The following is a 22,158-nucleotide window of genomic DNA, read 5'->3' as shown; positions in this document are numbered from 1 at the left end:
TTGTTTTTCCACTCTATAAAGGGTTTATTGATGTTGAAAATAAATTAGTTTGCTACACCGACCATCAAATTTTTGAGAGGTATCACAAATTTAGATTAAAGAATGGGTACGCTAAAAAACAATCCATCACTTTAAAAGAATTAACCAATTTAGAAGTTGGCGATTTTGTAACTCATATTGATCACGGTATTGGAAAATTTGGTGGGCTTCAGAAAATAGATGTTGAAGGAAAAAAACAAGAAGCTATTAAATTAATTTATGGAGATCGTGATATTTTGTATATAAGTATACATTCGCTTCATAAAATTTCAAAATACACCGGTAAAGACGGAAAAGCACCAAAATTATACAAACTAGGTTCAGGAGCTTGGAAAAAATTAAAACAAAAAACTAAATCTCGCATTAAACATATTGCCTATAATTTAATTGAATTGTACGCCAAACGAAAAATGCAAAAAGGGTTTCAATACAATCCAGATAGTTATTTACAACACGAATTAGAAGCAAGCTTTTTATACGAAGACACGCCTGATCAATCTGCTTCAACTCAAGATGTAAAAAACGATATGGAAAAAGAACAACCAATGGATAGATTGGTTTGTGGAGATGTTGGTTTTGGTAAAACTGAAATTGCTATTAGAGCTGCTTTTAAAGCGGTAGATAATGGCAAACAAGTTGCTATTTTAGTACCAACTACTATTTTAGCTTTTCAACATTTTAAAACATTTAGTGAGCGTTTAAAAGATTTTCCTGTAGTAGTAGATTATTTAAATAGATTTAGAACTGCAAACCAACGAAAAGGTGTTTTAGAAGGCCTAGCCAATGGTTCTATTGATATCGTTATTGGAACGCATCAACTCACAAATGCAAGCATAAAATATAAAGATATTGGCTTATTAATTGTTGATGAAGAACAAAAATTTGGAGTTGCTGTAAAGGATAAGTTAAAAACCTTAAAGGAAAATATTGACACGCTAACATTAACTGCAACTCCAATTCCAAGAACGTTGCAATTTTCGTTAATGGCAGCACGTGATTTATCTATTATTAACACACCTCCACCAAATAGAGTCCCAATTGAAAGTAATGTTATTCGGTTTTCTGAAGAAGTGATTCGTGATGCAATTCGATACGAAATTCAGCGAGGCGGACAAGTATTTTTTATTCATAATAGAATTGAAAATATTCAAGAAGTTGCAGGTTTGTTGCAGCGTTTAGTTCCAGATGCAAAAATTGGAATTGGTCACGGTCAAATGGAAGGAAAAAAATTGGAAAGTTTAATGCTCGCTTTTATTAACAATGAATTTGATGTGTTGGTATCAACTACTATTGTTGAAAGCGGTTTAGATGTGCCAAATGCAAACACTATTTTTATTAATAATGCCAATAATTTTGGATTATCCGATTTACACCAAATGCGCGGAAGAGTTGGTCGATCAAACAAAAAAGCGTTTTGTTATTTTATCACACCGCCATTTCATATGATGACAGATGATGCTCGAAAACGTATTGAAGCTATTTCATTATTTACCGATTTAGGAAGTGGAATTAATATAGCTATGAAAGATTTAGAAATTCGTGGCGCAGGTGATTTATTAGGTGGTGAACAAAGCGGTTTTATTAATGATATTGGTTTTGAAACGTATCAGAAAATTTTAAATGAAACCATTGAAGAACTCAAAGAAAATGAGTTTAAAGAATTGTATAAAACCGATTCTAAGAAACCAAAAGAGTATGTGAAAGAAATTCAAATTGACACCGATTTTGAAATTTTGTTTCCTGATGATTATATCAATGTAATTTCTGAACGCTTGAATTTATACAATCAGTTAAGTGAACTAAAAACCGAAGAAGAACTACAAAAATTTGAGTTGCAACTAATAGATCGTTTTGGAGAGCTTCCTACACAAGTTGAAGATTTATTAAATAGCGTTCGTATTAAATGGGTGGCGAAAGATTTAGGTTTAGAACGACTTATTTTAAAACAAAAAAGGATGATTGGGTATTTCGTTTCTAATCAACAAAGTTCATTTTATCAAACGCCAATATTTACCAAAATTCTTCAATTTGTACAGCAAAATGGTACAATTTGCGTGATGAAAGAAAAAGAAACAAAAAACGGTTTACGCTTATTACTAACTTTTATTAAAATTGATTCTGTTAAAAAAGCATTGGAAACACTTCAAAATATTGAGCGTTGAAAAATCAACATTTAAGACATATTATAGAATTAAATATTGCAGTTCTTCTTGTAAGTACATCAGGTATTTTAGGAAGATATATTTCAATGCCGCCACCCGTGACTATCTGGTTGCGATGTTTGTTGGCAGCTATAATTTTAGGAATATATATATGGTATAAAAAAATAAATATAAAAGTTGAACGTAAAAAAGATTGGGTAACCATTATATTAAGTGGGTTGTTTTTTGGAGCGCATTGGGTAACTTATTTTTATGCTTTACAATTATCAAATGTGGCCATTGGAATGTTATCTTTATTTACATATCCCGTAATTACTGCTCTCTTAGAACCGCTATTTTTAAAAACAAAACTAAATCCAAAACATGTAACTTTAGGTGTTGTAGTTTTAATAGGGATTTACTTTTTATCGCCTGAATTTAACCTTGAAAACAATCACACAAAAGGAGTGCTTTTCGGGTTAATTTCAGCAGTATTTTATGCTGTAAGAAATATTTTAATGAAGAAAAAAGTAGCTAATTATCATGGTTCCATGTTAATGTTTTATCAAATGGTAATTATTGCATTGGTGTTATGGCCTGTATTATTCATTTTTGAAGCAAACCCAACAACAAACGATTGGCAAGCTTTATTGGTTTTAGCACTAGTAACAACTTCTATTGGACACACATTATTTGTCATGAGTTTTAAGAATTTTTCTATTAGCACAGCAAGTATTATGAGTAGTGTACAACCAATTTATGGCATTTTATTTGGAATATTATTGTTAAATGAAATACCTTCAGGAAATACATTAATTGGCGGGTTTTTAATACTTTTGACAGTGATTTTTGAAAGTGTTCAATCGAAAAAAACATAATATGGAATTTTTTAGAATTATAAATAAACAAACCACAGAAGAAATAATTCAAACCAATATAAACCCGCAAACTTTAGAGAAATTTACAGAATCTATGTTTTTGTTGGAAGAAAACGGTAACAATTTTAAAGGAGGCACTCTTTGGGGAGAATTCAATATTAGTTACGATAAAATAAAAGGAGGCGTGCGTTTTACATTGTTAGATTGTCCAAATGCTTTGTCATGGACAATTACAACTGGTTTTCCTCCTGAAAGAAATAAAATAGTACTGCACAGCACTATTAATAGAACTCAAAAACCAACTGAGTTTATAGAAGAAGTTGATGATTTTTTAGACGAATGGGAAGCGGGTTTAAATGCTGATTTTTAAATAGAAAACTCCATTTTATAATAATCATTTACATCAACAACCATCATTCCTGCTTCTTTGGCGGCTTGTATTCCTAATATTCCATCTTCAAAAACAATACAATCTTTGGGCTTTATTTTCATTAAATCTGCACATTTTAAAAATGTTTCCGGATGAGGTTTTGGATTTGAAATATCATCTGCAGTAATTACAATATCAAAAAAATGATTCATTTTAATTACTTCCAACGTTTTTTTTGCGCCTATTTTAGAACTTCCAGTACCAATAGACATTGGTAAAATGGTACTATATTTCCTTACAACATCTGCAACAATTGAAATTTCAACAGTTGAATTTACCAATGTTTTAAAATGTTCGCTTTTTAAATGACTTACTTTAATTGGATCCATTGTTGCGCCAAATAATTCGTTAAGCCTTGTAATTGTTGCTGTTGCAGGTTTTCCAGTTAAGGATTTAAATAAATTAGCAGTAAAATTTATCCCGAAAGGAGATACCGCAAACCTCCAAGATTCAAAATGATGTTGCATTGTATTTGCAATAGTACCGTCTAAATCAAAAATTAATCCTTTTACTTGCTCAGGAATATGTATCATAAAAAAAATTAAGTTTCAAAAGTACTGATTAATTCAGTTTTTAATGTAACCAATAGCTCTTTCTTAATTTAAACAGCTTCAAACAATTTTCCAGGTAAAGGTTTTACAACACCTTTCATTTCTAAATTAAATAAAATGGTAGTTGTTTTATGAATTGGTAATTTACAATTCAAAGAAATTATATCTAATAATTGTTTACCGTTTTCAAGTAAAAAATCATAAATTTCTTGTTCAATTTCACTCAATTCAACAAATAATTGTTTTTGAATAACTTTTGGTTGTTTTGGCTCTAACTCCCAATTCAACATTTCCACAATATCTTTTGCTGAAGTTAATATAGCAGCCTTATTCCTTTTAATTAAATCGTTGCAACCTCTACTGTAAATATCGGTACTTCTTCCTGGAACAGCAAACACATCTCTACTGTATGAATTTGCAATGTCAGCAGTTACTAAAGAACCTCCTTTTTCAGCAGACTCAATAATAATAGTTGCTTCAGAAATACCAGCTACAATTCTATTTCGTTTTAAAAAATTCTCACGTTGTAATTCATCATTATGCCAAAAATCAGTAATAAATCCGCCATTTTTATTAATTTCAGAAACATATTTTTTATGTGATTTTGGGTACACTTCTTCAAATCCGTGAGCTAAAACACCAACAGTTTGTAGCTTGTTTTTTAACGCTGCTTTATGTGCGCAAATATCAACGCCATAAGCGAAACCACTTACAATAATTGGATTGTATGCTTTTAAATCTGAAATTAATTTTTCACAAAAATATCTTCCGTAACTTGTTATTTTTCGTGTTCCAACAATGCTAATAATTGGCTGATTTTCTAAGTTGAAATTTCCTTCCTTAAAAAATAAGATAGGAGCATCTACACAATGTTTTAAATTTTTAGGATAATTTTCATCCTTAAAATACACTGTTTCAATCTTATTTTTTTTGATGTGTTGAAGCTCTTTTTCGGCTTCTTTTAAATTGGCTGAATCAAATAAGTTTTTTAGGATAAAAGAACCTATTCCATTAATCTTTTCGAGTTTTTGACGTTTTTCTGTAAGTACATTTTTAGCGCTTCCGCAGTGTGAAATTAACTTTTTCGCATTAATATCACCTATACCTTTAACGCGTTGTAACGCTAAAACGTATAGCAATTCTTCTTCAAGCATATTTTAACAATTTGATTGTCAATATATAAAATATTTGTTAATAAAAATTCTAACAACTCTTAATTTTAAGGTTGATTTTCTCCTATATTTGTTTTAATGACACTAGCAAACTACATAAGCGATTTATTATACAGATACGAATGCGTAATTATTCCAAATTTTGGAGGTTTTGTAACCAATAAAATTTCGGCAAAATTGAACCAAAGTACTCATACTTTTTATGCGCCTTCAAAACAACTAACTTTTAACTCGCATTTACAAAATAACGATGGTTTATTAGCAAATTATATTGCTACTTCAAAAAATATTTCTTTTAGTGAAGCTATTTTCACAATTGAAAAAGAAGTTGAGAACTGGAAATTATCTTTAATAAAAGAAGAGTTAGAATTAGAAAATATTGGTTCATTTCATTTAAATTCTGAAGAGAAATTAATTTTTGAACCTACAACTACAGTTAATTATTTAACCTCATCTTTTGGGTTAACTTCATTTGTTTCTCCAACAGTTAAGCGTATTGCATATAAAGAAAATGTAAAACAACTTGAAACAATTGCGCCTATACTTCCTTCTGAAGAAAACAAAAGAAAAACACCTGCATTTATTAAATATGCAGCGGCGGCAGCAATTATTTTTGCTCTAGGAACTGTTGGCTGGAAAGAGTATCAAAAATTTGAATACAATAATTTAGTTGCTAAAAGTGAACAACAACAGCAACAAGTTGAAAAAACAATACAAGAAGCTACCTTTGTAATTAGCAATCCGCTACCTACAATTACATTAAATGTAGTTAAAGAAACGTATAATTATCACATTATTGCTGGTGCTTTTAGAGAGCCTGCAAATGCAGAAAAAAAGCTACAACAATTACTTCAAAAAGGCTATAATGCTAAAATTTTAGGCGTTAATAAATGGAATTTAACGCAGGTTGCTTACGAAAGTTTTAATGCTAGAAGTGAAGCAATAAACACATTAAATACCATTAAAAAAGGCGACTCTAAAGATGCTTGGTTGTTAGTTAAAGAATACTAAAATCAATATTTCCACACTTATTTTTTCATAAAATAAAAATACCTTTGTCAAAAATTTAAACTTATGGTAAAAACACCTAAAGAATCATTAACTATACTAACAGACATGGTTTTACCTGGTGAAACAAATCCGTTAGGTAATTTATTTGGAGGTGAACTATTAGCGAGAATGGATAGAGCTTGTAGTATTGCTGCTCGTCGTCATTCAAGAAGAATTGTTGTAACTGCATCTGTAAATCATGTGGCTTTTAATAAAGCTGTTCCTGTTGGAAGTGTTGTAACTATTGAAGCTAAAGTAACACGTGCATTTAAATCTTCTATGGAAATTTATGTTGATGTTTGGAGTGAAGATAGAGAGTCACAAGAACGTAGTAAAGTAAACGAAGGTATTTATACGTTTGTTGCAGTAGATGATACAGGAACTCCTGTATCTATTCCAAAAATTAATCCAGAAACTGACCTAGAAAAAGAACGTTAAGGAGGTGCTTTGCGTAGAAAACAATTGAGTTTAATACTTTCTGGAAAAATGAACCCTGCTGAAGCTACTGAGTTAAAAGCATTATTTTCAAATTAAACTACATTTTATAAATCCAACTCTTTGGATTTTCAGTAGTTGCATTTTTAGATAAAACAAAACCTAAAATTGTTTTATCGGTAATTTTATCGGTAAAAATAGTTCCAATAAGTTGCTTTGTTTTTATTTTATCGCCTGTATTTACTACAATATTTTCTAAGTTTTTGTACACTGTAATATAATTACCATGTTGTATTAAAACCGCTTTTCTATTTCCGGTCATTACTTGCACTGCTAAAACCGTTCCTTCAAAAACAGCTCTCGCTTTACTTCCTTTATTGGTGGTAATTCTTACTCCATTACTTTGAATTGTAGCTGTTTTTACAATTGGGTGTGGTTGTTTTCCGTAATACGTAGAAACATACCCTTTTTCAACAGGCCAAGGTAATTTTCCTTTGTTTGATATAAATTTTGAAGCTAAAACTTTAGCTTCAGCAGTTAAAGTAAACACTGCTGATTTGCTAGTTTTTTTACCCGATTTTTTATTTGAAGCTGCAATTGCATTTCTAATTGCTTTGTCAATTAAAGCATCAATACGCGCTTCTTCTTTTTGAAATTTTCGAATCTGTTTTTTGTATTTATTTTCTTTTTTCTTAACCTGTGTTAATAAATTTTCTTGTTGTTTCTTTTCTTTCTCAACAGCGCTTTTCTCTTTTTTTTCTTCTGATAAAAGGGTTTGTTTTAACTCTTTTTTAGCTGATAAAGTATCCGTTAATTCTTGTAATTTTACTGTTTTTAACTGAATTTCTTCTCCTTGTTTTTTTCTAAAAGAAGTATATTGTTTCATATATTGAAACCTTTTGTAACCTTGATAAAAGTTTTCAGAAGACAATAAAAACATAATTCTGTTATTTTGAGATTTACTTTTGTACGATTGAAAAATCATATCAGCATAGTCTTTTTTTAAAGCTTTTAAATCACGTTTATTTTGGTTTATTTCTAATTGGTTTAAATATATTTCGTTACCCAATTCTTTTGTTTCATTGGTAATTGCAGTTATTAAATTTTGTCTTGTTTTAATTTTATCTTTTAAATCGCTTAAATCACCTAATAAATTTTGCTCTTTTCTTTTTGTATTTGAAAGTAGCGCATTTATATAAATTTGATCTTTTTGATTTTGAACTCTACGCGCTTCTAAAACTTGACGCTTTGTTTTTTGAGCCGAAACGTGTACACTAAGTAATAGTGAAAAAATAAAAAGGATGTACTTTAATTTAAACTGCATTATTTTAAACTAATTTCTTTATAACCTTTTGGTATTGAAAAAGGAAATGTTAATTCTCTATTAAATTCAACCGAGCGATACTCAATATTTATAGTTGTAATATTTTTATTGTCTGTAGCTCTAATAGTTATTTTTTTTGGAAATTGCTCTCCTTTAATTTCATTATAATTTGGATAAGAAACGGATAATAATTGTTTCTTTTCTGGATGACGAATTTCTTGTTTATTTAATTTAAAATTATCTGGATTCATAAAAAACAAGATACCAAATAAATCATTGTCTTTTTTAGGTGATAATTGATATGAATTATTATCAATTTTAGAATTATATCTGCCTTTTTTCAAATTTAAAACGGCTTGTCCTAATAATATATTTTGCACTTTTTCATAATCTAATTCAGTACCTAACCATTTACTTAATAACGAGAAATCTCCGTCAAAATAAGTTCTTTGCAATTTTTCATAATACATTACTCTATTAGGCGTTATCTTCACTTTCGCTATAGGAATTCCTAATTTTGTAGCACTCATCCAAATAGTTTTATCTTTTTCTAAACGCAACTTAATGCTCACCGTTGCCGATGTTTTTTTACCTCTGTATTTCGCATTTAATCTTGCGTACACCGTTTGCTGATGAAAATTATTATTGTAATGATTATTAATTATTTTTTTAGTTGAAATTACATCAATATTGGTTTCTGAAGTTGTGTTTTTAGTTGATTTACATGAAGTAGTAATCACTAAAATTAATATCAATATTTTTGAAATTTGCTTCATTTAATGTTGTTTTTTTAATTCTTCGGCTTTTTGTTTATACTTTAAAGCTTCTTTTGGTTGCGCTAATCCAAGATAACTATTAGAAAGCTGCTCATAAAATTCAGCCTCTAAAGTAGTATTATCAATTACAAAATCAATGCCAAGAGTTAAAACGTTAATAGCTTCTTTATATTTCCCTAATTTATTTGATGCTAAACCATTCATTTTATATAAAAATGGTTGAGCAGGAAATATTTCTAATGCTTCTTTACTATCGTTATATAAAGATCTAAAAAGTTTATTTTCAACTTCTTTGTTTAAAATTATTGTTAGTATTTTATATTCTTTAGTTTGATTGTACTTTTCTTTTAAGGTTTCAATAGCCAAATTTTCAGTTATTAAAACTTCTTTTGTGTTTATAGTTATACCTGTTTTTTTTCTGTTTTCAAGATATATTTTAAAACCTTTAATTCGTTGAGTTGACAGGGCGTTTTTTTCAATTTTAACAATTAATTGTTCTGCTTTTTTAAATTCTCTATTTTGAATATAGAGTAACACCAATTTGGTTGAACTCTTTGGGTTTATCTCAACTATTTTTAGTTGAGTTTTAATAGCTTCTTTAAAATTTCTTTGGCTTTCTAAAATAGCAACTTTATGTTTTAATAAATGACGATTTTTTGGTTCTTTTATCAATGTTTTATTAATAAAAAAAGTAGCTTCAAAATAATTCTCTAATAGTAAATAATTTTTTGAAAATTCAAATTCAACACTCGTGTTAAGTAAATCTATTTCGTAGCATTTTTCTAAATTTTCAATAGCTTTACTATAATTTTTAATTGCTTTTTGTTTTAAAGCTTCAAAAAAGTGAGTTTGAAATTTTAAGTTGTTTTCTTCAGCAATATCAATAGTTTGAGCACTTGAAATAAATGAAAAGAATAGCATTCCAATAAAAAAGACACTATGCGGTTTTTGGTTTTTCATATACGTGTGCAATATACAATTTATTAGAACGAAAATTCTCAATATTTTATGAAGTACATATTTAAAAAGTCAAAATTTAAATTTGGCGTTATTTGTTAAAACTTGTAATTTATTGTTTAAAAACTGCAATTTGTTTATTTGTAGCGCTTTATATATTGCTGTTTTTGTGAGACTTAATAATTATTTTTATATTCGAAAATAACTAACTACTATAAATCAATAAAGCATGAAAAAAAAACTACTCGTTTTAATATTACTTTGTACAATTAACTTAAGTTTTTCTCAAAGCACAAATCCTTGGGCTAAAACTTCAAAAAGTGAAGAGAAGAGTATATTAAAAAACAACACTCAATTTTCAACTAATTTTCAAGTTTATACGCTTGATGTTTCAATTCTTAAATTGGCGCTAACAAATTCTCCTAAAAGAGGAGGATTGTTAAAAAAATCATCAACTATAATTGAATTTCCTAATTCTGAAGGTGAATTTGAACGATTTAGCATTTTTGAAGCTTCAGTTATGCATGAAGATTTACAAGCCAAATATCCAAATATAAGATCATATGCGGGTAAAGGAATAGACGATCCTACAGCTACAATTCGTTTTAGTATATCTCAATTAGGTATAAAAACAATGAACATTTCGGCAGGAAAAGACGCTGTTTTTATAGAGCCTTATACTTCAGATTTGTCTGAATATATGGTGTATAGTAAGCAATCTAAAAATGCATCATTAAATTCATTTGAATGTTTAGTAAAAGAAGATGTTGCTGGGAAAATTAAAGATAAAGGCGCAACTGTTGCTAAACCAAATGCAGATGATAGTACGTTAAGAACCTACAGGCTAGCAATGTCTGCATCAGGTGAATATACACAATATTTTGGAGGAACAAAAGCTAATGCTGTAGCGGCTATTAATGCAACTATGACTAGAGTAAATGGTATTTTTGAAATTGATTTTGGGGTAACTATGGAGCTAATTGCAAATACAGATGATGTAATTTATACAAATTCAAATACCGATCCATACTCAAACAGTTTAAATAGCCAATTACAAACAACACTTACAAATGTGATAGGTGAAACAAATTATGATATAGGGCATTTAGTACATAATGGAAGTAATAACGGAAACGCAGGTTGTATAGGTTGTGTTTGTGTAAATAACGAAAAAGGAAGTGGATTTACATCACATACAACACCCGAAGGTGACAGTTTTGATGTAGATTATGTTGCACATGAAATTGGGCATCAATTTGGAGGAAATCATACTTGGACTTTTAACGGGAATGAAGGAACAAACGCTCAAATGGAGCCAGGAAGTGGTTCTACAATTATGGGTTATGCTGGTATTACTGGCGCAACAGATGTGCAATCTCATAGTGATGCTTATTTCCATGCAATTACAATACAACAGGTTACAAATTATGTGAAATCTACTTCTTGTCAAACAAATACAGCTACAGGAAACAACGTGCCAACAGCTTTAGCAGGTGGTGATTTTACAATTCCAAAGAGCACACCTTTTATGTTAACTGGTGATGGTACTGATGCTGATGGAGATGGTTTATCATTTTGTTGGGAGCAAATGGATGAAAATAATGCATCAACAACATATCCAAGCACAACTGCAACATCAGGTGTAGCTTTTAGATCATTTTCACCTACAGTAGTTAAAACAAGGTCTTTCCCTGAATTATCAACAGTTTTAGCTGGAAATACTTCAAGTCAATGGGAAGCAGTTCCTTCAGTAGCAAGAACACTTAATTTTAGATTAACTGTAAGAGATAATGTAGTTGGAGGAGGAGCAAATAATAGTGATGACATGATTGTTTCAGTAAACAATTCAGCTGGACCATTTGTTGTTTCTGCACCTAATACAGCTATTACTTGGAATGTAAATCAATTACAAACTATATCTTGGGATGTTGCCGGAACTAATGGCGCTGAAGTTAATTGTCAAACTGTTAATATTTTATTATCTACTGATGGCGGAAATACATACCCAATAACATTGGCTTCAGGAGTTGCAAATAATGGGTCAATACAAATTACGGTTCCAAACGCTATTGGAACTCAAAATAGAGTAAAAGTTGAAGCTGCTGATAATATATTTTATGATGTTTCTAATGTGAACTTTAGTATTGAAGAAGAAGTTGTTTGTAATGCAACAACACCAACAGGATTAGTATCTTCAAACGTAAGTGCAACTGGAGCAACTTTAAGTTGGAATTCAGTTTCAGGAGCTACTTATGTTGTACAGTACCGTCAAACAGGAATTTCAACATGGACAACAGTAAACACTGGAGCAACAAGTATTAATTTATCAGGTTTAAATAATTTAACTACTTACGAAGCTCAAATTCAAAGTGTTTGTACAAGTCAAAGTTCAGCTTTTAGCGCAATGGTTAATTTTACAACGTTAGATCAAGTATTAACATATTGTTCATCTAAAGGAAATAATGTTAGTGATGAATATATTGGTCGTGTTCAATTAGGATCAATTGATAATTCATCTGGTTCAGGTGGTGGTTATTCAGACCATACAGCAATTTCTACCAATTTAAATAAAGGTGAAGCTGCAACAATTTCGATTACACCAACTTGGACGGGAACTAAATATAATGAAGCTTACAGTGTTTGGATTGATTATAATAAAAACGGTGTATTTACAGATAATGGAGAACAAGTTTGGTCAAAATCAGCTTCTAAAATAACACCTGTTAGTGGCACATTTACAGTGCCAGCTTCTGCATTAACAGGAGCAACAACTATGAGGGTTTCAATGAAATATAATGGAATTCCTTCTGCTTGTGAAACTTTTACTTATGGTGAAGTTGAAGATTATACAATTATATTAGTTGATTCAGCACCTGATACACAAGCGCCAACAGCACCAACTTTAACAGCAAGTAATGTAACAGAAACTACAGTTGATTTATCTTGGAGTGGAGCAACAGATAATGTTGGAGTTACAGCGTATGATGTTTATAAAGATGGAAGTTTAGTAACTTCTACATCTGCAACATCATATCAGGCATCGGGATTAATAGCTAGTACTTCGTATAATTTTACAGTGAGTGCAAAAGATGCTGCCGGAAATATTTCAGTAGATAGTAATACTGTAACAATTACAACAAGTGCAGCACCAGACATACAAGCACCAACAGCGCCAAGTTTAACAGCAAGCAATGCAACAGAAACTACGGTTGATTTATCTTGGAGTGGAGCAACGGATAATATTGGAATTACAGCGTATGATGTTTATCAAGATGGAAGTTTAGTGACTTCTACTTCAGCAACATCATATCAGGTAGCTAGTTTATCATCAGGTACAACGTATAATTTTACAGTGCGTGCAAAAGATGCAGCTGGAAATGTTTCAATAGATAGCAATACCGCTACTATTACTACAATTGTAGTTCCTGATACACAAGCACCAACAGTTCCAAGTTTAACAGCAAGCAATGCAACAGAAACTACGGTTGATTTATCTTGGAACGGCTCAACAGATAATGTTGGAGTTACAGGTTACGATGTTTATAAAGATGGAAGTTTAGTAACTTCTACATCGGCAACATCATATCAGGCAGCTAGTTTATCATCAGGAACAACGTATAATTTTACGGTTCGTGCAAAAGATGCAGCAGGAAATATTTCAGGCGATAGTAACACAGCAACAATTACAACAGTTGCACCTGACACACAAGCACCAACAGCACCAACTTTAACAACAAGTAATGAAATGGAAACAACAGTAGATTTAGCTTGGAATGGAGCAACGGACAATGTTGGAGTTGTAGGTTATGATGTTTATCAAAACGGAAGTTTATTAACTTCTACATCAGCAACATCATATCAGGCAACTGGTTTAACTGCTAGCACAACTTATAACTTTACAGTAAGAGCAAAAGATGCTGCAGGAAATATATCTACAGATAGTAACACAGCAACAATCACAACCTTACAAGGCCAACCAAATTCTACAACTATTTTACACCAAGGCTTCTTTGAGTCTGGTTGGGATGGTTGGGCCGATGGAGGAGGTGATGTTTCACGTTACTCTGGGTCTCGTTCTTACGAAGGAAATTATTCAATTAAAATTAGAGATAATACTGGAGTTGCTTCAGCAATGACACTTTCAAATGTTGATGTTAGTTCTTATGATGCTATTAAAATTGAATTCTTTTTCTATCCAAGAAGTATGGAAAATGGAGAAGATTTTTGGTTACGATACCATAATGGTTCAACTTGGACTACTATTGCAGCTTATGTTAGAGGAACAGATTTTCAAAACAATGCTTTTTATTCAGCAACGGTAACTATTGATAATGCTAATTTTAATTTTGCTTCAAACGCTAAATTTAGATTTCAATGTGATGCTTCAGGAAATGCAGATTATGTGTATATAGATCAAGTTACTATTAGTGGTATTATTGGAACTGGAAGAAATTTTAGAGGAGCTGACGGAACAACATTCTTAAGGTATCTTGAATTTGATGATGCAAAAATTGAAGAGATAGATGATTTTGTGATTTATCCAAACCCAGTAAAAGGTAACTTCTTAAATATTAGAATGGGAACTACTGAAAATACGACTTATAAAATTGCAAATCTTTTAGGTCAAACAGTAAAAGAAGGTAATTTAAATGGAGAGATAGATGTTCAAAATTTAAAAGCAGGCTTATATATTATTGAAGTGAATGACGGAGATGAAATACTTTCTAAAAAATTCATAAAACAATAAAAAAATACAGTAATAATTAAAAAAACCTGAGAATTATATCTCAGGTTTTTTTTATGTAATTTTGTCAAAATTTATATTGAATGAATTACCTATCGGTTGAAAGCATATCAAAAGCATACGGTGAAGTTGAACTTTTTAGTGATATTTCCTTCGGAATTAATAAAGATCAAAAAATTGCATTTATAGCAAAAAACGGTGCTGGTAAAACTTCAATATTGAATATAATATCAGGTGTTGCAAGTTCAGATACTGGGCAAGTTGTTTCTAGAAAAGGATTAAAAATTGAATATTTATCGCAAGAAGAAGACCTAGATCACGATTTAACGGTTGAGCAAACTATTTTTAATTCAGATAACGACACCTTAAAAATAATTGAGGAATACGAAAATGCTCTAAAAAATCCTTCCGATGAAAAAGCATACCAACATGCTTTTGAAAAAATGGAACAGCACAATGCTTGGGATTTTGAAACGCAATACAAACAAATTTTATTTAAATTAAAACTTGAAGATTTATCTCAAAAAGTAAGTTCACTTTCAGGTGGTCAACGTAAAAGATTGGCGCTAGCTGTTATTCTTATTCATAAACCAGATTTGTTAATTTTAGATGAGCCCACCAACCATTTGGATTTAGAAATGATTGAATGGCTTGAAAATTACTTTAAAAAAGAAAAAATAACCTTATTTATGGTAACGCATGATAGGTATTTTTTAGAACGTGTTTGTAATGAAATTGTTGAGTTAGATAATGGTGGTTTTTATACGTACAAAGGTAATTACTCGTATTATTTGCAAAAAAAAGAGGAACGTATTGCTGCAGAACAAGCAAGTGTAGATAAAGCTAAAAACTTATTCACAAAAGAATTAGATTGGATGCGTAGGCAACCAAAAGCCAGAACTACCAAATCTAAGTCTAGAATTGATGATTTTTACAAAATAAAGGAAGCAGCTCACAAACGAAGAGACAATTACCAAGTTCAGTTAGAAATAAACATGGAGCGTATGGGTTCTAAAATTTTAGAACTTCATAAAATTTCGAAATCGTTTGGAGATTTAAAAATTTTAGACAAATTTGAATATAATTTTTTACGTGGTGAACGTATTGGAATTATTGGAAAAAATGGAACAGGGAAATCTACATTTTTAAATATTATTACCAGTGGAATCCCCGTAGATTCTGGTAAAGTAGTGGTTGGTGAAACTATAAAATTTGGGTATTACACGCAAGATGGTATTAACCCAAAACCTGGACAAAAAGTTATTGAAATTATTAAAGAATATGGGGAGCAAATTCCATTAACCAAAGGTAGAAGTCTTTCAGCAGCTCAATTATTAGAGCGCTTTTTATTTAGTAGAAAAAGGCAATATGATTTTGTTGAAAAATTAAGTGGTGGTGAGCGTAAAAGGTTGTATTTGTGTACTGTTTTAATTCAAAACCCCAACTTTTTAATTTTAGATGAACCTACAAACGATTTAGATATTATAACACTGAATGTATTAGAGAGTTTCTTACTTGATTTCCCAGGTTGTTTATTAGTTGTTTCGCATGATAGGTATTTTATGGATAAAATAGTTGATCATTTATTTGTGTTTAGAGGTAAAGGGAAAATAGAAGATTTTCCTGGTAATTATTCAGATTATAGAATATATGAAGACTCTAAACCAGCAAAAGAAAGTACAACAACTCTAAAAATTGACACAAGAGAAAAAAGTACAACAAAAACTAAATTATCTTTTAAAGAAAAAAAGGAATTTGATGCCATTGAAGGAGATATTGAGCGTTTAAATACGCAAAAAAGTGACATTGAGGCTAAATTTTTAGAGGATTCAATTATAGGTGAAGAAATAAATGAGTTATCAATTAAATTACAAGAAATTAGCCAAAAAATAGATAAAAAAGAAGAACGTTGGTTTGAACTTTCTTCTAAATTAGAAGAATAGTATTTTTTAAACCTGTATAATATTTAATTCATCAATAAGTGGCTGATTATTAAAACGTAGCAATAATTGAGCAATAGCTACCGTGTCTTTTTCGCAATATTTAACAATACGCTCTATGTTTTTTTCTTTATAAAAAACAGCGCCAACTTCACTTCCATTAATATCATCTTTTGGTGAAGGAATTCCTAAAATTGAAGTCAATAATTTTAACGAAGTAAAATGTTTATAATCTCCAAACTTCCATAATTCCATAGTATCAATATGTGGAATTTCCCATGGTTTTTTCCCAAATAAATTTAACTTTTCCGGTAATTCAATTTGGTGGATAATCATTCTGCGTGCTATATAAGGGAAATCAAATTCCTTGCCATTATGCGCACATAATAGATGTTGAGGTTTGTGAAAATAGTTGTTTAATAAATTTTTAAAATCTTCTAAAAGTTTTACTTCATCACCATAAAAAGAAGTGACTCTAAACACTCTTTTTTCTGAATTAAAATCAGTAAAATATCCTACTGAAATACATACAATTTTACCAAACTCAGCCCAAATACCAGCTCTTTCATAAAATTGTGAAGGTGTAACATCTTCCTTGCGTTGGTACTGTGTTTTTTGCGCAAATAACTCTTGCTTTTCTTCAATTAAATTTGAGAAATTTTCAACTTCAGGAACTGTTTCAATATCTAAAAAAAGAATGTTTTCAAAATTTGTTTTAATATTCATAGCTTAACTTTTTTAAATAAATTTTTACTTAATAATTAACTTACGTGTACTTAGTTTACCGTCTTCTTCAACTTTTATCATATACATATTTGAAGTCAAATTTGTTAGATCTAGTATTTCATTTGATTCAATAATTTTAGTATAAACAAGTTTTCCTAACATAGAGTAAATTGCTACTTTTTTGGCAGTAAAATTACTTGCTTCAATTTCTAAAAAACCGTTTGTAACTGGGTTTGGAAACATTTTAAAGTTTTTAATTTGATTTTTTACAACAGCAAGAGTTTGATTTGCATTTAGAGATCCTGGAGATTCAGAAACTGGACCAATCCAACTAAAATCACTATACATATTTCCTGTGCCTATTAGTTGTAAAGATTCACCAATAGCACCTGGTTCACTTACCCCAATATCTTCTGAAGTTAACCCTATCGCTGGGCCATCAACTGCAGTAATTGTTCCTTCATAACTTAGAAATTGAATTACTTCGCCTAAATCATCTACTAACGCAATGCCATCAGGTGAACCATTTTGAATACCTAATTGAGGAAACCATATGACACCTCTGTTATCTTGTTGATTTGGGAATATCCCTGTTAATGTTTTTGTTACGTAAACTCCAGAATTACTACCATTATAAAAAGACAATTTGTAGCCAGTTAGATCAGTTCCTGCTGAACCGCAAATTTCTACACCTTCACCTTCGTCAGCGCCAGCGTTGTCGTAATGAATTTCATTTATAAAAATAGTTTGAGCGTTTAAAAATAGGGTTACACAAAATGCAACCACAAACAAGTAGTTTTTTTTCATACAATTTTTTTTAATCTTTTTCTTAGTCTATAAAATTAGATAATTGCTTTTTAAAATAATAGTTTTTATTAAATTAATTTATCTAAATAGTTGATTTTCTTCATATTTCAACCTTAGATTAACCCTGTGTTTTGTTAATGTTAGCTTAATGTTATAATTTTAAATACCTTTACAGTGCATGTTTTAGGCTTAAAAATTATGGCTACTTTTGTGTGTTTTTATACGTAAACAAGTATCAAATATGAAAAATACAGACATTAAAATATTATTGGTTGATGATGAGCCAGATATATTAGAAATTGTTGGTTATAATTTAAAAAGTGAGGGCTATATAGTTTATACAGCTAAAAACGGTGTTGAAGCTGTTGAAACTGCAAAAAAAATAACTCCACATTTAATTATTTTAGACATAATGATGCCTGAGATGGATGGTATTGAAGCTTGTGAAAAAATTAGAGCAACCAAAGGTTTAGAAAATGTTTTAATTACATTTTTTACTGCTCGAGGTGAAGATTATTCACAAGTTGCAGGGTTTGATGTTGGTGCTGATGATTATATTACAAAACCTATTAAACCTAAATTACTTGTAAGTAAAGTGAAAGCTTTACTAAGAAGGATAAAAGTTAATGAAGAATCTACAATTGGTTCTGAGAAATTAACTATTGGTGAAATTATTATTGATAGAGAAGAGTATGTAGTTATAAAAGATGGTCATAAACTTTCACTTCCAAGAAAGGAATTTGAATTATTCTCGCTATTAGCCTCAAAACCTGGTAAAGTTTTTAAACGTGACGACATTTTAGACAGTGTTTGGGGAAGTGAAGTTGTTGTTGGTGGAAGAACAATTGATGTACACATACGTAAATTACGCGAAAAAATTGGTGATGATTATTTTAAAACCGTTAAAGGTGTTGGCTATAAATTTGTAACTGATGAAGATTAAAAAAACAGTATCTTTTGCATTATGGACATCGTTCTACATTACACTTATTACGTCCATTTTCCTGTTTTTAATACATAATTATTTTATAAATATAGCTTTTAAACTAAGTACAATTATTCTTTTTATAAGTACAATATTTGTTGTTACATATATAGTTTCTCAATTTAGACTTGAGCGTTTTATTTACCAACGTATCAAAAAAATATACAATAGTGTTTCCTTACTAGATTCTTCAGATTTAAGCAAAACTTCAATAACTTCAGATATTGATATTCTCTCTAAAGAAGTTCAAAAATTCGCCAAAATAAAACAATTACAAATACGAAATCTAAACCGAAGAGAAAGTTACCGAAGAGAATTTTTAGGAAATGTTTCACACGAGTTAAAAACACCACTATTTACCGTTCAAGGTTATTTACTAACCCTTACTGATGGCGCTATTGATGATAAAAAAATAACTAAAAAGTACTTAGAACGCGCAAATAAAGGTGTTGAAAGACTTATTTCAATTGTTAAAGATTTAGACTTAATATCTAAACTAGAATCGGATGATTTAAATTTAAATAAGCAGCCTTTTAATATTATTGAAGTAGTTCAAGGAGTTTTTGATTTACTTGAAATGAAGGCCAAAAAAAGGAACATTTCATTGTTTCTTAATAAAAGATACGAATATCCAATAATGGTGTTTGGTGATATTGAACGAATTGAACAAGTGTTAACTAACCTAATTGTAAACTCAATAAAATATGGTAAAATAGGAGGTGCAACAATTATAAGCGCTGAGCATTTTAAGAAAGATAAAATACTTGTTAAAGTTGCTGATAATGGTGAGGGAATTAAAAAAGAACATCAAAAAAGATTGTTTGAACGTTTTTATAGAGTTGACCAAAGCAGGTCTAGAGAGCAAGGTGGATCTGGTTTGGGGCTTTCAATAGTAAAACATATTGTTGAAGCACATAATGAGCAAATTTTTATTGAAAGTGAACTTAAGAAAGGTTCAGAATTTTCATTTACTCTAGAAAAAGTTGAAAAAATTTAAATTATCTTCTCATTGAATAAGAAGCTGCAGAACCTAGCGTTTCTAAAAACGTATTTAATTTCTCTGCTAATTCTGCTAATTTTTTCATAATAAAATGGTTTAAGTAAATTTTTACTATTATCTGTGAATAGAAAATGATGCTGCTGTTCCTAATTCTCTTAAAATGCTATTTAATTTTTCTGATAATTTGATTACTTTTTTCATAATAGAATGTTTTAAGTATTGTTGTTTGTTTACACTACAAATGTAAGTACACATTTAAGTTTTTTTCTTAAAAAATAGATAACCAAAGCGTAACTGTCGACGAATGGAACTTATTAGTCGTTAAATGGAAGAATGAATTTTAAAAACGATATAATTCTTATTAATTAGAAGCAATATTAATAGTTACGATTTTGCTAGAAAAGTATAAAAGGATTAAACTATAAATAATTTAACCTTGAGTTTTTTAACTTACACAGATTTTAGGATAGTGTCATTAAAAACAAAAAAAGAACACAAATTTTGTGTTCTTTTTACGGGGACATACTTAAAATAATACGACTACTATTTCAAAACTTAATTCAAACAATTATAACCCCACCTTACTTATCAAAGTAATTTTTATATTTTTTATTAATTTCATTTACTCTTTTATTAAAAGATGTACCAACTTGTTCTAATGCTTTTTACTGGTAATACTGAAGTTATTGACACATTTTTTTCAATAGCATCATTATCATCACAAGATGAAAAAGATAATATTATTGTAAAAATTACGAGTATGAGGTTTAAATTTTTCATTGTATGTTTTTATTTCTATAAATTTTTTAATTTTTCATGCATTTCTATAAATACTTTTTGTATTTCTAAATCAGTTGCATATGGGTTTACTACTTTAATTTGATTTCTAAAATTGATATATGAAAGACTGTTTAAAAAAATGTTTTCTTTATCAAAACCAGCGCTATTTGTTGATTGATTTTCTTCGGAATATTTGAAATAAAAATCTATCAATTTAAACGCCACTTCTTTTGTCATACCATTATTAGATACAATTTCATGAATACCAAGATTTGCCAATAACTTGTTGAACTCTTTTTTTGTTGGAGTTTTATTATTGTCTTTGTATTTCAACAAAAACTCAATTATTTCTTTACTGTCTTCGTTACTGCTTTGTAACGTTTGAGTATGAGAATTAGTTATTGTAAATAATACAGTTGCCATAAAAATTACGATTGTTTTTTTCATTTTTAAATTTTTTAACTGTGCTTATTTAATTTGTTATTGAAATAACTAATTCCCCTTTCTTAATTTCATCATTTTTTGAATAATATCATACGTTTGGCGTAGTTCTTCATCACTCATTTCTCTCATTTCTGGATCGTTTTTAGTCGCCATTTTTTTCCATTCTTCAAATGATAAATTTTGAATTTCAGTCATATTAGCATCCATCTCATCTAATTCATCATTAAACTCATCATTACTCATAAAACCTTCTGTTTTTTGTATTGGAAAGTCTGGTAATTCGAAATTTTTATCAGATACAGAAACATCAAACTTAGCACTGGTAGCTTCCGTTAAGGTTCTTATACCAAAAACAGTTATATCTATTTTTAAGACAACTCCTTTGTACATCCATTGTTTAGCTCCATTAATATCCCAAACGTCACAGTTATATCCTAAAACATTTTCATTCCCAATTATTTTCCCACCAACAGATTCAAGCATGTTTTCACCTGTTTTACCCGCATCTGTACCAGATTTTTTAAACATATCCATTGCTAAATCTCTTCCTACGTAAGTAATTTTTTTATCAAAATCAGCGAGGTAACTTTCCCCATTATCTAATTTATTAATTGCATGAGTTGAAGTTGTTTCGGTTTTTACTTTTCCAAAAAACTTCATAGTTGTAGTTTGTGCTGATTGCACTTCTTTTAATTCAACAGCTCCCCAATTTTTAAAATAAAGATTTTCTGTTCCACTTCCTTTAACTTTTCCTCCAAGAATTTTTCCTGAAATAGTATTTGTGTATTTTACAATTCCTGATTTTACTTCGTAACGTTTTAGGGTGTTTTGACTGTTTCCGTTACAACCTATTAGTAAAACTGCTAAAGAAAGTATGATGCTTATTTTTTTCATGATATTTATTTTTATGTTTTTATTGTTTTTTTACTCTTTAATTTCTTTCAATTCATAGATGTGGTAATAACCGTAATTTTCGTCT

The 22,158-nt window shown here is 29.7% G+C and carries 19 protein-coding genes and 1 pseudogene; 9 read left to right on the top strand and 11 right to left on the bottom strand.

All coding sequences use genetic code 11. The annotated features are described in order from the left end of the window. The 3 genes from mfd to GQ540_RS04805 form a co-directional block, all read left to right on the top strand. On the top strand, nucleotides 1-2,201 hold a 2,201-nt coding region (gene mfd, locus GQ540_RS04815), incomplete at its 5' end, for a transcription-repair coupling factor (protein ID WP_291798138.1). Beyond that, nucleotides 2,198-3,058 (top strand): DMT family transporter, encoded by an 861-nt coding sequence (locus GQ540_RS04810; protein WP_291798134.1) that lies wholly within the window; start codon nucleotides 2,198-2,200, stop codon nucleotides 3,056-3,058. The genes mfd and GQ540_RS04810, both read left to right, overlap by 4 nt. 1 nt (nucleotide 3,059) lies before the next feature. Beyond that, nucleotides 3,060-3,428, top strand: coding sequence for a hypothetical protein (locus GQ540_RS04805; protein ID WP_291798131.1), 369 nt, complete (start codon nucleotides 3,060-3,062; stop codon nucleotides 3,426-3,428). Here GQ540_RS04805 and GQ540_RS04800 read toward each other — a convergent pair. Together GQ540_RS04800 and dprA are read right to left on the bottom strand one after the other, a co-directional pair. Further along, nucleotides 3,425-4,021, bottom strand: coding sequence for an HAD family phosphatase (locus GQ540_RS04800; protein ID WP_291798127.1), 597 nt, complete (start codon nucleotides 4,019-4,021; stop codon nucleotides 3,425-3,427). The genes GQ540_RS04805 and GQ540_RS04800 overlap by 4 nt on opposite strands. Before the next feature lie 68 nt (nucleotides 4,022-4,089). Next, entirely contained in the window at nucleotides 4,090-5,193 is a 1,104-nt protein-coding gene (dprA, locus tag GQ540_RS04795) for a DNA-processing protein DprA (RefSeq protein ID WP_291798124.1), read from the bottom strand. 96 nt (nucleotides 5,194-5,289) lie between these two features. On the opposite strand from dprA, the gene GQ540_RS04790 reads away from it, so the two are divergent. After that, nucleotides 5,290-6,222: an SPOR domain-containing protein gene (locus GQ540_RS04790; RefSeq protein WP_291798121.1), complete on the top strand. Its 933-nt coding sequence runs from the start codon at nucleotides 5,290-5,292 to the stop codon at nucleotides 6,220-6,222. Nucleotides 6,223-6,285: 63 nt separating this feature from the next. Continuing rightward, nucleotides 6,286-6,795 (top strand): annotated as a pseudogene (locus GQ540_RS04785) (acyl-CoA thioesterase). A 1-nt stretch (nucleotide 6,796) separates the two neighbouring features. On the opposite strand, the gene GQ540_RS04780 reads toward GQ540_RS04785, so the two are convergent. The 3 genes from GQ540_RS04780 to GQ540_RS04770 are packed head-to-tail and all read right to left on the bottom strand — an operon-like array spanning nucleotide 6,797 to nucleotide 9,756. Then, on the bottom strand, nucleotides 6,797-8,020 hold the full coding sequence (locus GQ540_RS04780) for a peptidoglycan DD-metalloendopeptidase family protein (protein WP_291798118.1): 1,224 nt from the start codon (nucleotides 8,018-8,020) through the stop codon (nucleotides 6,797-6,799). Continuing rightward, nucleotides 8,020-8,796, bottom strand: a complete 777-nt coding sequence (locus GQ540_RS04775) for a DUF4292 domain-containing protein (protein ID WP_291798115.1) — start codon at nucleotides 8,794-8,796, stop codon at nucleotides 8,020-8,022. Before GQ540_RS04775 ends, GQ540_RS04780 begins: the two co-directional genes overlap by 1 nt. Then, nucleotides 8,797-9,756 carry a hypothetical protein gene (locus tag GQ540_RS04770; protein ID WP_291798112.1) on the bottom strand — a complete coding sequence of 320 codons (960 nt, stop codon included), beginning with the start codon at nucleotides 9,754-9,756 and terminating at the stop codon, nucleotides 8,797-8,799. 226 nt (nucleotides 9,757-9,982) lie between these two features. Between GQ540_RS04770 and GQ540_RS04765 the strand changes: the two genes are divergently transcribed. Both GQ540_RS04765 and GQ540_RS04760 read left to right on the top strand, forming a co-directional pair. Beyond that, nucleotides 9,983-14,500: a reprolysin-like metallopeptidase gene (locus tag GQ540_RS04765; RefSeq protein ID WP_291798110.1), complete on the top strand. Its 4,518-nt coding sequence runs from the start codon at nucleotides 9,983-9,985 to the stop codon at nucleotides 14,498-14,500. A gap of 80 nt (nucleotides 14,501-14,580) precedes the next feature. Continuing rightward, nucleotides 14,581-16,440 carry an ABC-F family ATP-binding cassette domain-containing protein gene (locus GQ540_RS04760; protein WP_291798108.1) on the top strand — a complete coding sequence of 620 codons (1,860 nt, stop codon included), beginning with the start codon at nucleotides 14,581-14,583 and terminating at the stop codon, nucleotides 16,438-16,440. A 6-nt stretch (nucleotides 16,441-16,446) separates the two neighbouring features. Here GQ540_RS04760 and GQ540_RS04755 read toward each other — a convergent pair whose 3' ends face one another. Together GQ540_RS04755 and GQ540_RS04750 are read right to left on the bottom strand one after the other, a co-directional pair. Next, on the bottom strand, nucleotides 16,447-17,163 hold the full coding sequence (locus tag GQ540_RS04755) for a 3'-5' exonuclease (RefSeq protein WP_291798106.1): 717 nt from the start codon (nucleotides 17,161-17,163) through the stop codon (nucleotides 16,447-16,449). 24 nt (nucleotides 17,164-17,187) lie between these two features. Then, entirely contained in the window at nucleotides 17,188-17,970 is a 783-nt protein-coding gene (locus GQ540_RS04750) for a T9SS type A sorting domain-containing protein (protein WP_291798104.1), read from the bottom strand. A gap of 241 nt (nucleotides 17,971-18,211) precedes the next feature. Between GQ540_RS04750 and GQ540_RS04745 the strand changes: the two genes are divergently transcribed. Together GQ540_RS04745 and GQ540_RS04740 are read left to right on the top strand one after the other, a co-directional pair. Beyond that, entirely contained in the window at nucleotides 18,212-18,913 is a 702-nt protein-coding gene (locus tag GQ540_RS04745) for a response regulator transcription factor (RefSeq protein WP_291798102.1), read from the top strand. After that, on the top strand, nucleotides 18,903-19,952 hold the full coding sequence (locus tag GQ540_RS04740) for an ATP-binding protein (protein WP_291798101.1): 1,050 nt from the start codon (nucleotides 18,903-18,905) through the stop codon (nucleotides 19,950-19,952). The genes GQ540_RS04745 and GQ540_RS04740 overlap by 11 nt, the downstream gene beginning before the upstream one ends. A gap of 117 nt (nucleotides 19,953-20,069) precedes the next feature. Here GQ540_RS04740 and GQ540_RS04735 read toward each other — a convergent pair whose 3' ends face one another. From GQ540_RS04735 to GQ540_RS04720, 4 genes are all read right to left on the bottom strand, one after another. After that, complete coding sequence (locus tag GQ540_RS04735; RefSeq protein WP_291798099.1) at nucleotides 20,070-20,210, bottom strand: hypothetical protein; 141 nt, start codon at nucleotides 20,208-20,210, stop codon at nucleotides 20,070-20,072. A gap of 378 nt (nucleotides 20,211-20,588) precedes the next feature. Next, complete coding sequence (locus tag GQ540_RS04730) at nucleotides 20,589-20,735, bottom strand: hypothetical protein (RefSeq protein ID WP_291798097.1); 147 nt, start codon at nucleotides 20,733-20,735, stop codon at nucleotides 20,589-20,591. A 15-nt stretch (nucleotides 20,736-20,750) separates the two neighbouring features. Continuing rightward, entirely contained in the window at nucleotides 20,751-21,182 is a 432-nt protein-coding gene (locus GQ540_RS04725; RefSeq protein ID WP_291798095.1) for a hypothetical protein, read from the bottom strand. Between the two features lie 45 nt (nucleotides 21,183-21,227). Continuing rightward, nucleotides 21,228-22,073 carry a hypothetical protein gene (locus GQ540_RS04720; RefSeq protein WP_291798093.1) on the bottom strand — a complete coding sequence of 282 codons (846 nt, stop codon included), beginning with the start codon at nucleotides 22,071-22,073 and terminating at the stop codon, nucleotides 21,228-21,230. Between the last annotated feature and the right edge of the window lie 85 nt (nucleotides 22,074-22,158).

Origin of the sequence: Lutibacter sp., from assembly GCF_013139515.1 — a bacterium.
Lineage (GTDB): Bacteria > Bacteroidota > Bacteroidia > Flavobacteriales > Flavobacteriaceae > Lutibacter.
This window is presented reverse-complemented; position numbering and strand designations above follow the sequence as displayed.

Excerpts from the sequence above, each read along its gene's own strand:
- GQ540_RS04805 (WP_291798131.1), top strand. The coding sequence starts at position 3,060 with ATGGAATTTTTTAGAATTATAAATAAACAAACCACAGAAGAAATAATT.
- GQ540_RS04800 (WP_291798127.1), bottom strand. The coding sequence starts at position 4,021 with ATGATACATATTCCTGAGCAAGTAAAAGGATTAATTTTTGATTTAGAC.
- dprA (WP_291798124.1), bottom strand. The coding sequence starts at position 5,193 with ATGCTTGAAGAAGAATTGCTATACGTTTTAGCGTTACAACGCGTTAAA.
- GQ540_RS04790 (WP_291798121.1), top strand. The coding sequence starts at position 5,290 with ATGACACTAGCAAACTACATAAGCGATTTATTATACAGATACGAATGC.
- GQ540_RS04780 (WP_291798118.1), bottom strand. The coding sequence starts at position 8,020 with ATGCAGTTTAAATTAAAGTACATCCTTTTTATTTTTTCACTATTACTT.
- GQ540_RS04775 (WP_291798115.1), bottom strand. The coding sequence starts at position 8,796 with ATGAAGCAAATTTCAAAAATATTGATATTAATTTTAGTGATTACTACT.
- GQ540_RS04770 (WP_291798112.1), bottom strand. The coding sequence starts at position 9,756 with ATGAAAAACCAAAAACCGCATAGTGTCTTTTTTATTGGAATGCTATTC.
- GQ540_RS04765 (WP_291798110.1), top strand. The coding sequence starts at position 9,983 with ATGAAAAAAAAACTACTCGTTTTAATATTACTTTGTACAATTAACTTA.
- GQ540_RS04760 (WP_291798108.1), top strand. The coding sequence starts at position 14,581 with ATGAATTACCTATCGGTTGAAAGCATATCAAAAGCATACGGTGAAGTT.
- GQ540_RS04755 (WP_291798106.1), bottom strand. The coding sequence starts at position 17,163 with ATGAATATTAAAACAAATTTTGAAAACATTCTTTTTTTAGATATTGAA.
- GQ540_RS04750 (WP_291798104.1), bottom strand. The coding sequence starts at position 17,970 with ATGAAAAAAAACTACTTGTTTGTGGTTGCATTTTGTGTAACCCTATTT.
- GQ540_RS04745 (WP_291798102.1), top strand. The coding sequence starts at position 18,212 with ATGAAAAATACAGACATTAAAATATTATTGGTTGATGATGAGCCAGAT.
- GQ540_RS04740 (WP_291798101.1), top strand. The coding sequence starts at position 18,903 with ATGAAGATTAAAAAAACAGTATCTTTTGCATTATGGACATCGTTCTAC.
- GQ540_RS04735 (WP_291798099.1), bottom strand. The coding sequence starts at position 20,210 with ATGTGTACTTACATTTGTAGTGTAAACAAACAACAATACTTAAAACAT.
- GQ540_RS04730 (WP_291798097.1), bottom strand. The coding sequence starts at position 20,735 with ATGAAAAATTTAAACCTCATACTCGTAATTTTTACAATAATATTATCT.
- GQ540_RS04725 (WP_291798095.1), bottom strand. The coding sequence starts at position 21,182 with ATGAAAAAAACAATCGTAATTTTTATGGCAACTGTATTATTTACAATA.
- GQ540_RS04720 (WP_291798093.1), bottom strand. The coding sequence starts at position 22,073 with ATGAAAAAAATAAGCATCATACTTTCTTTAGCAGTTTTACTAATAGGT.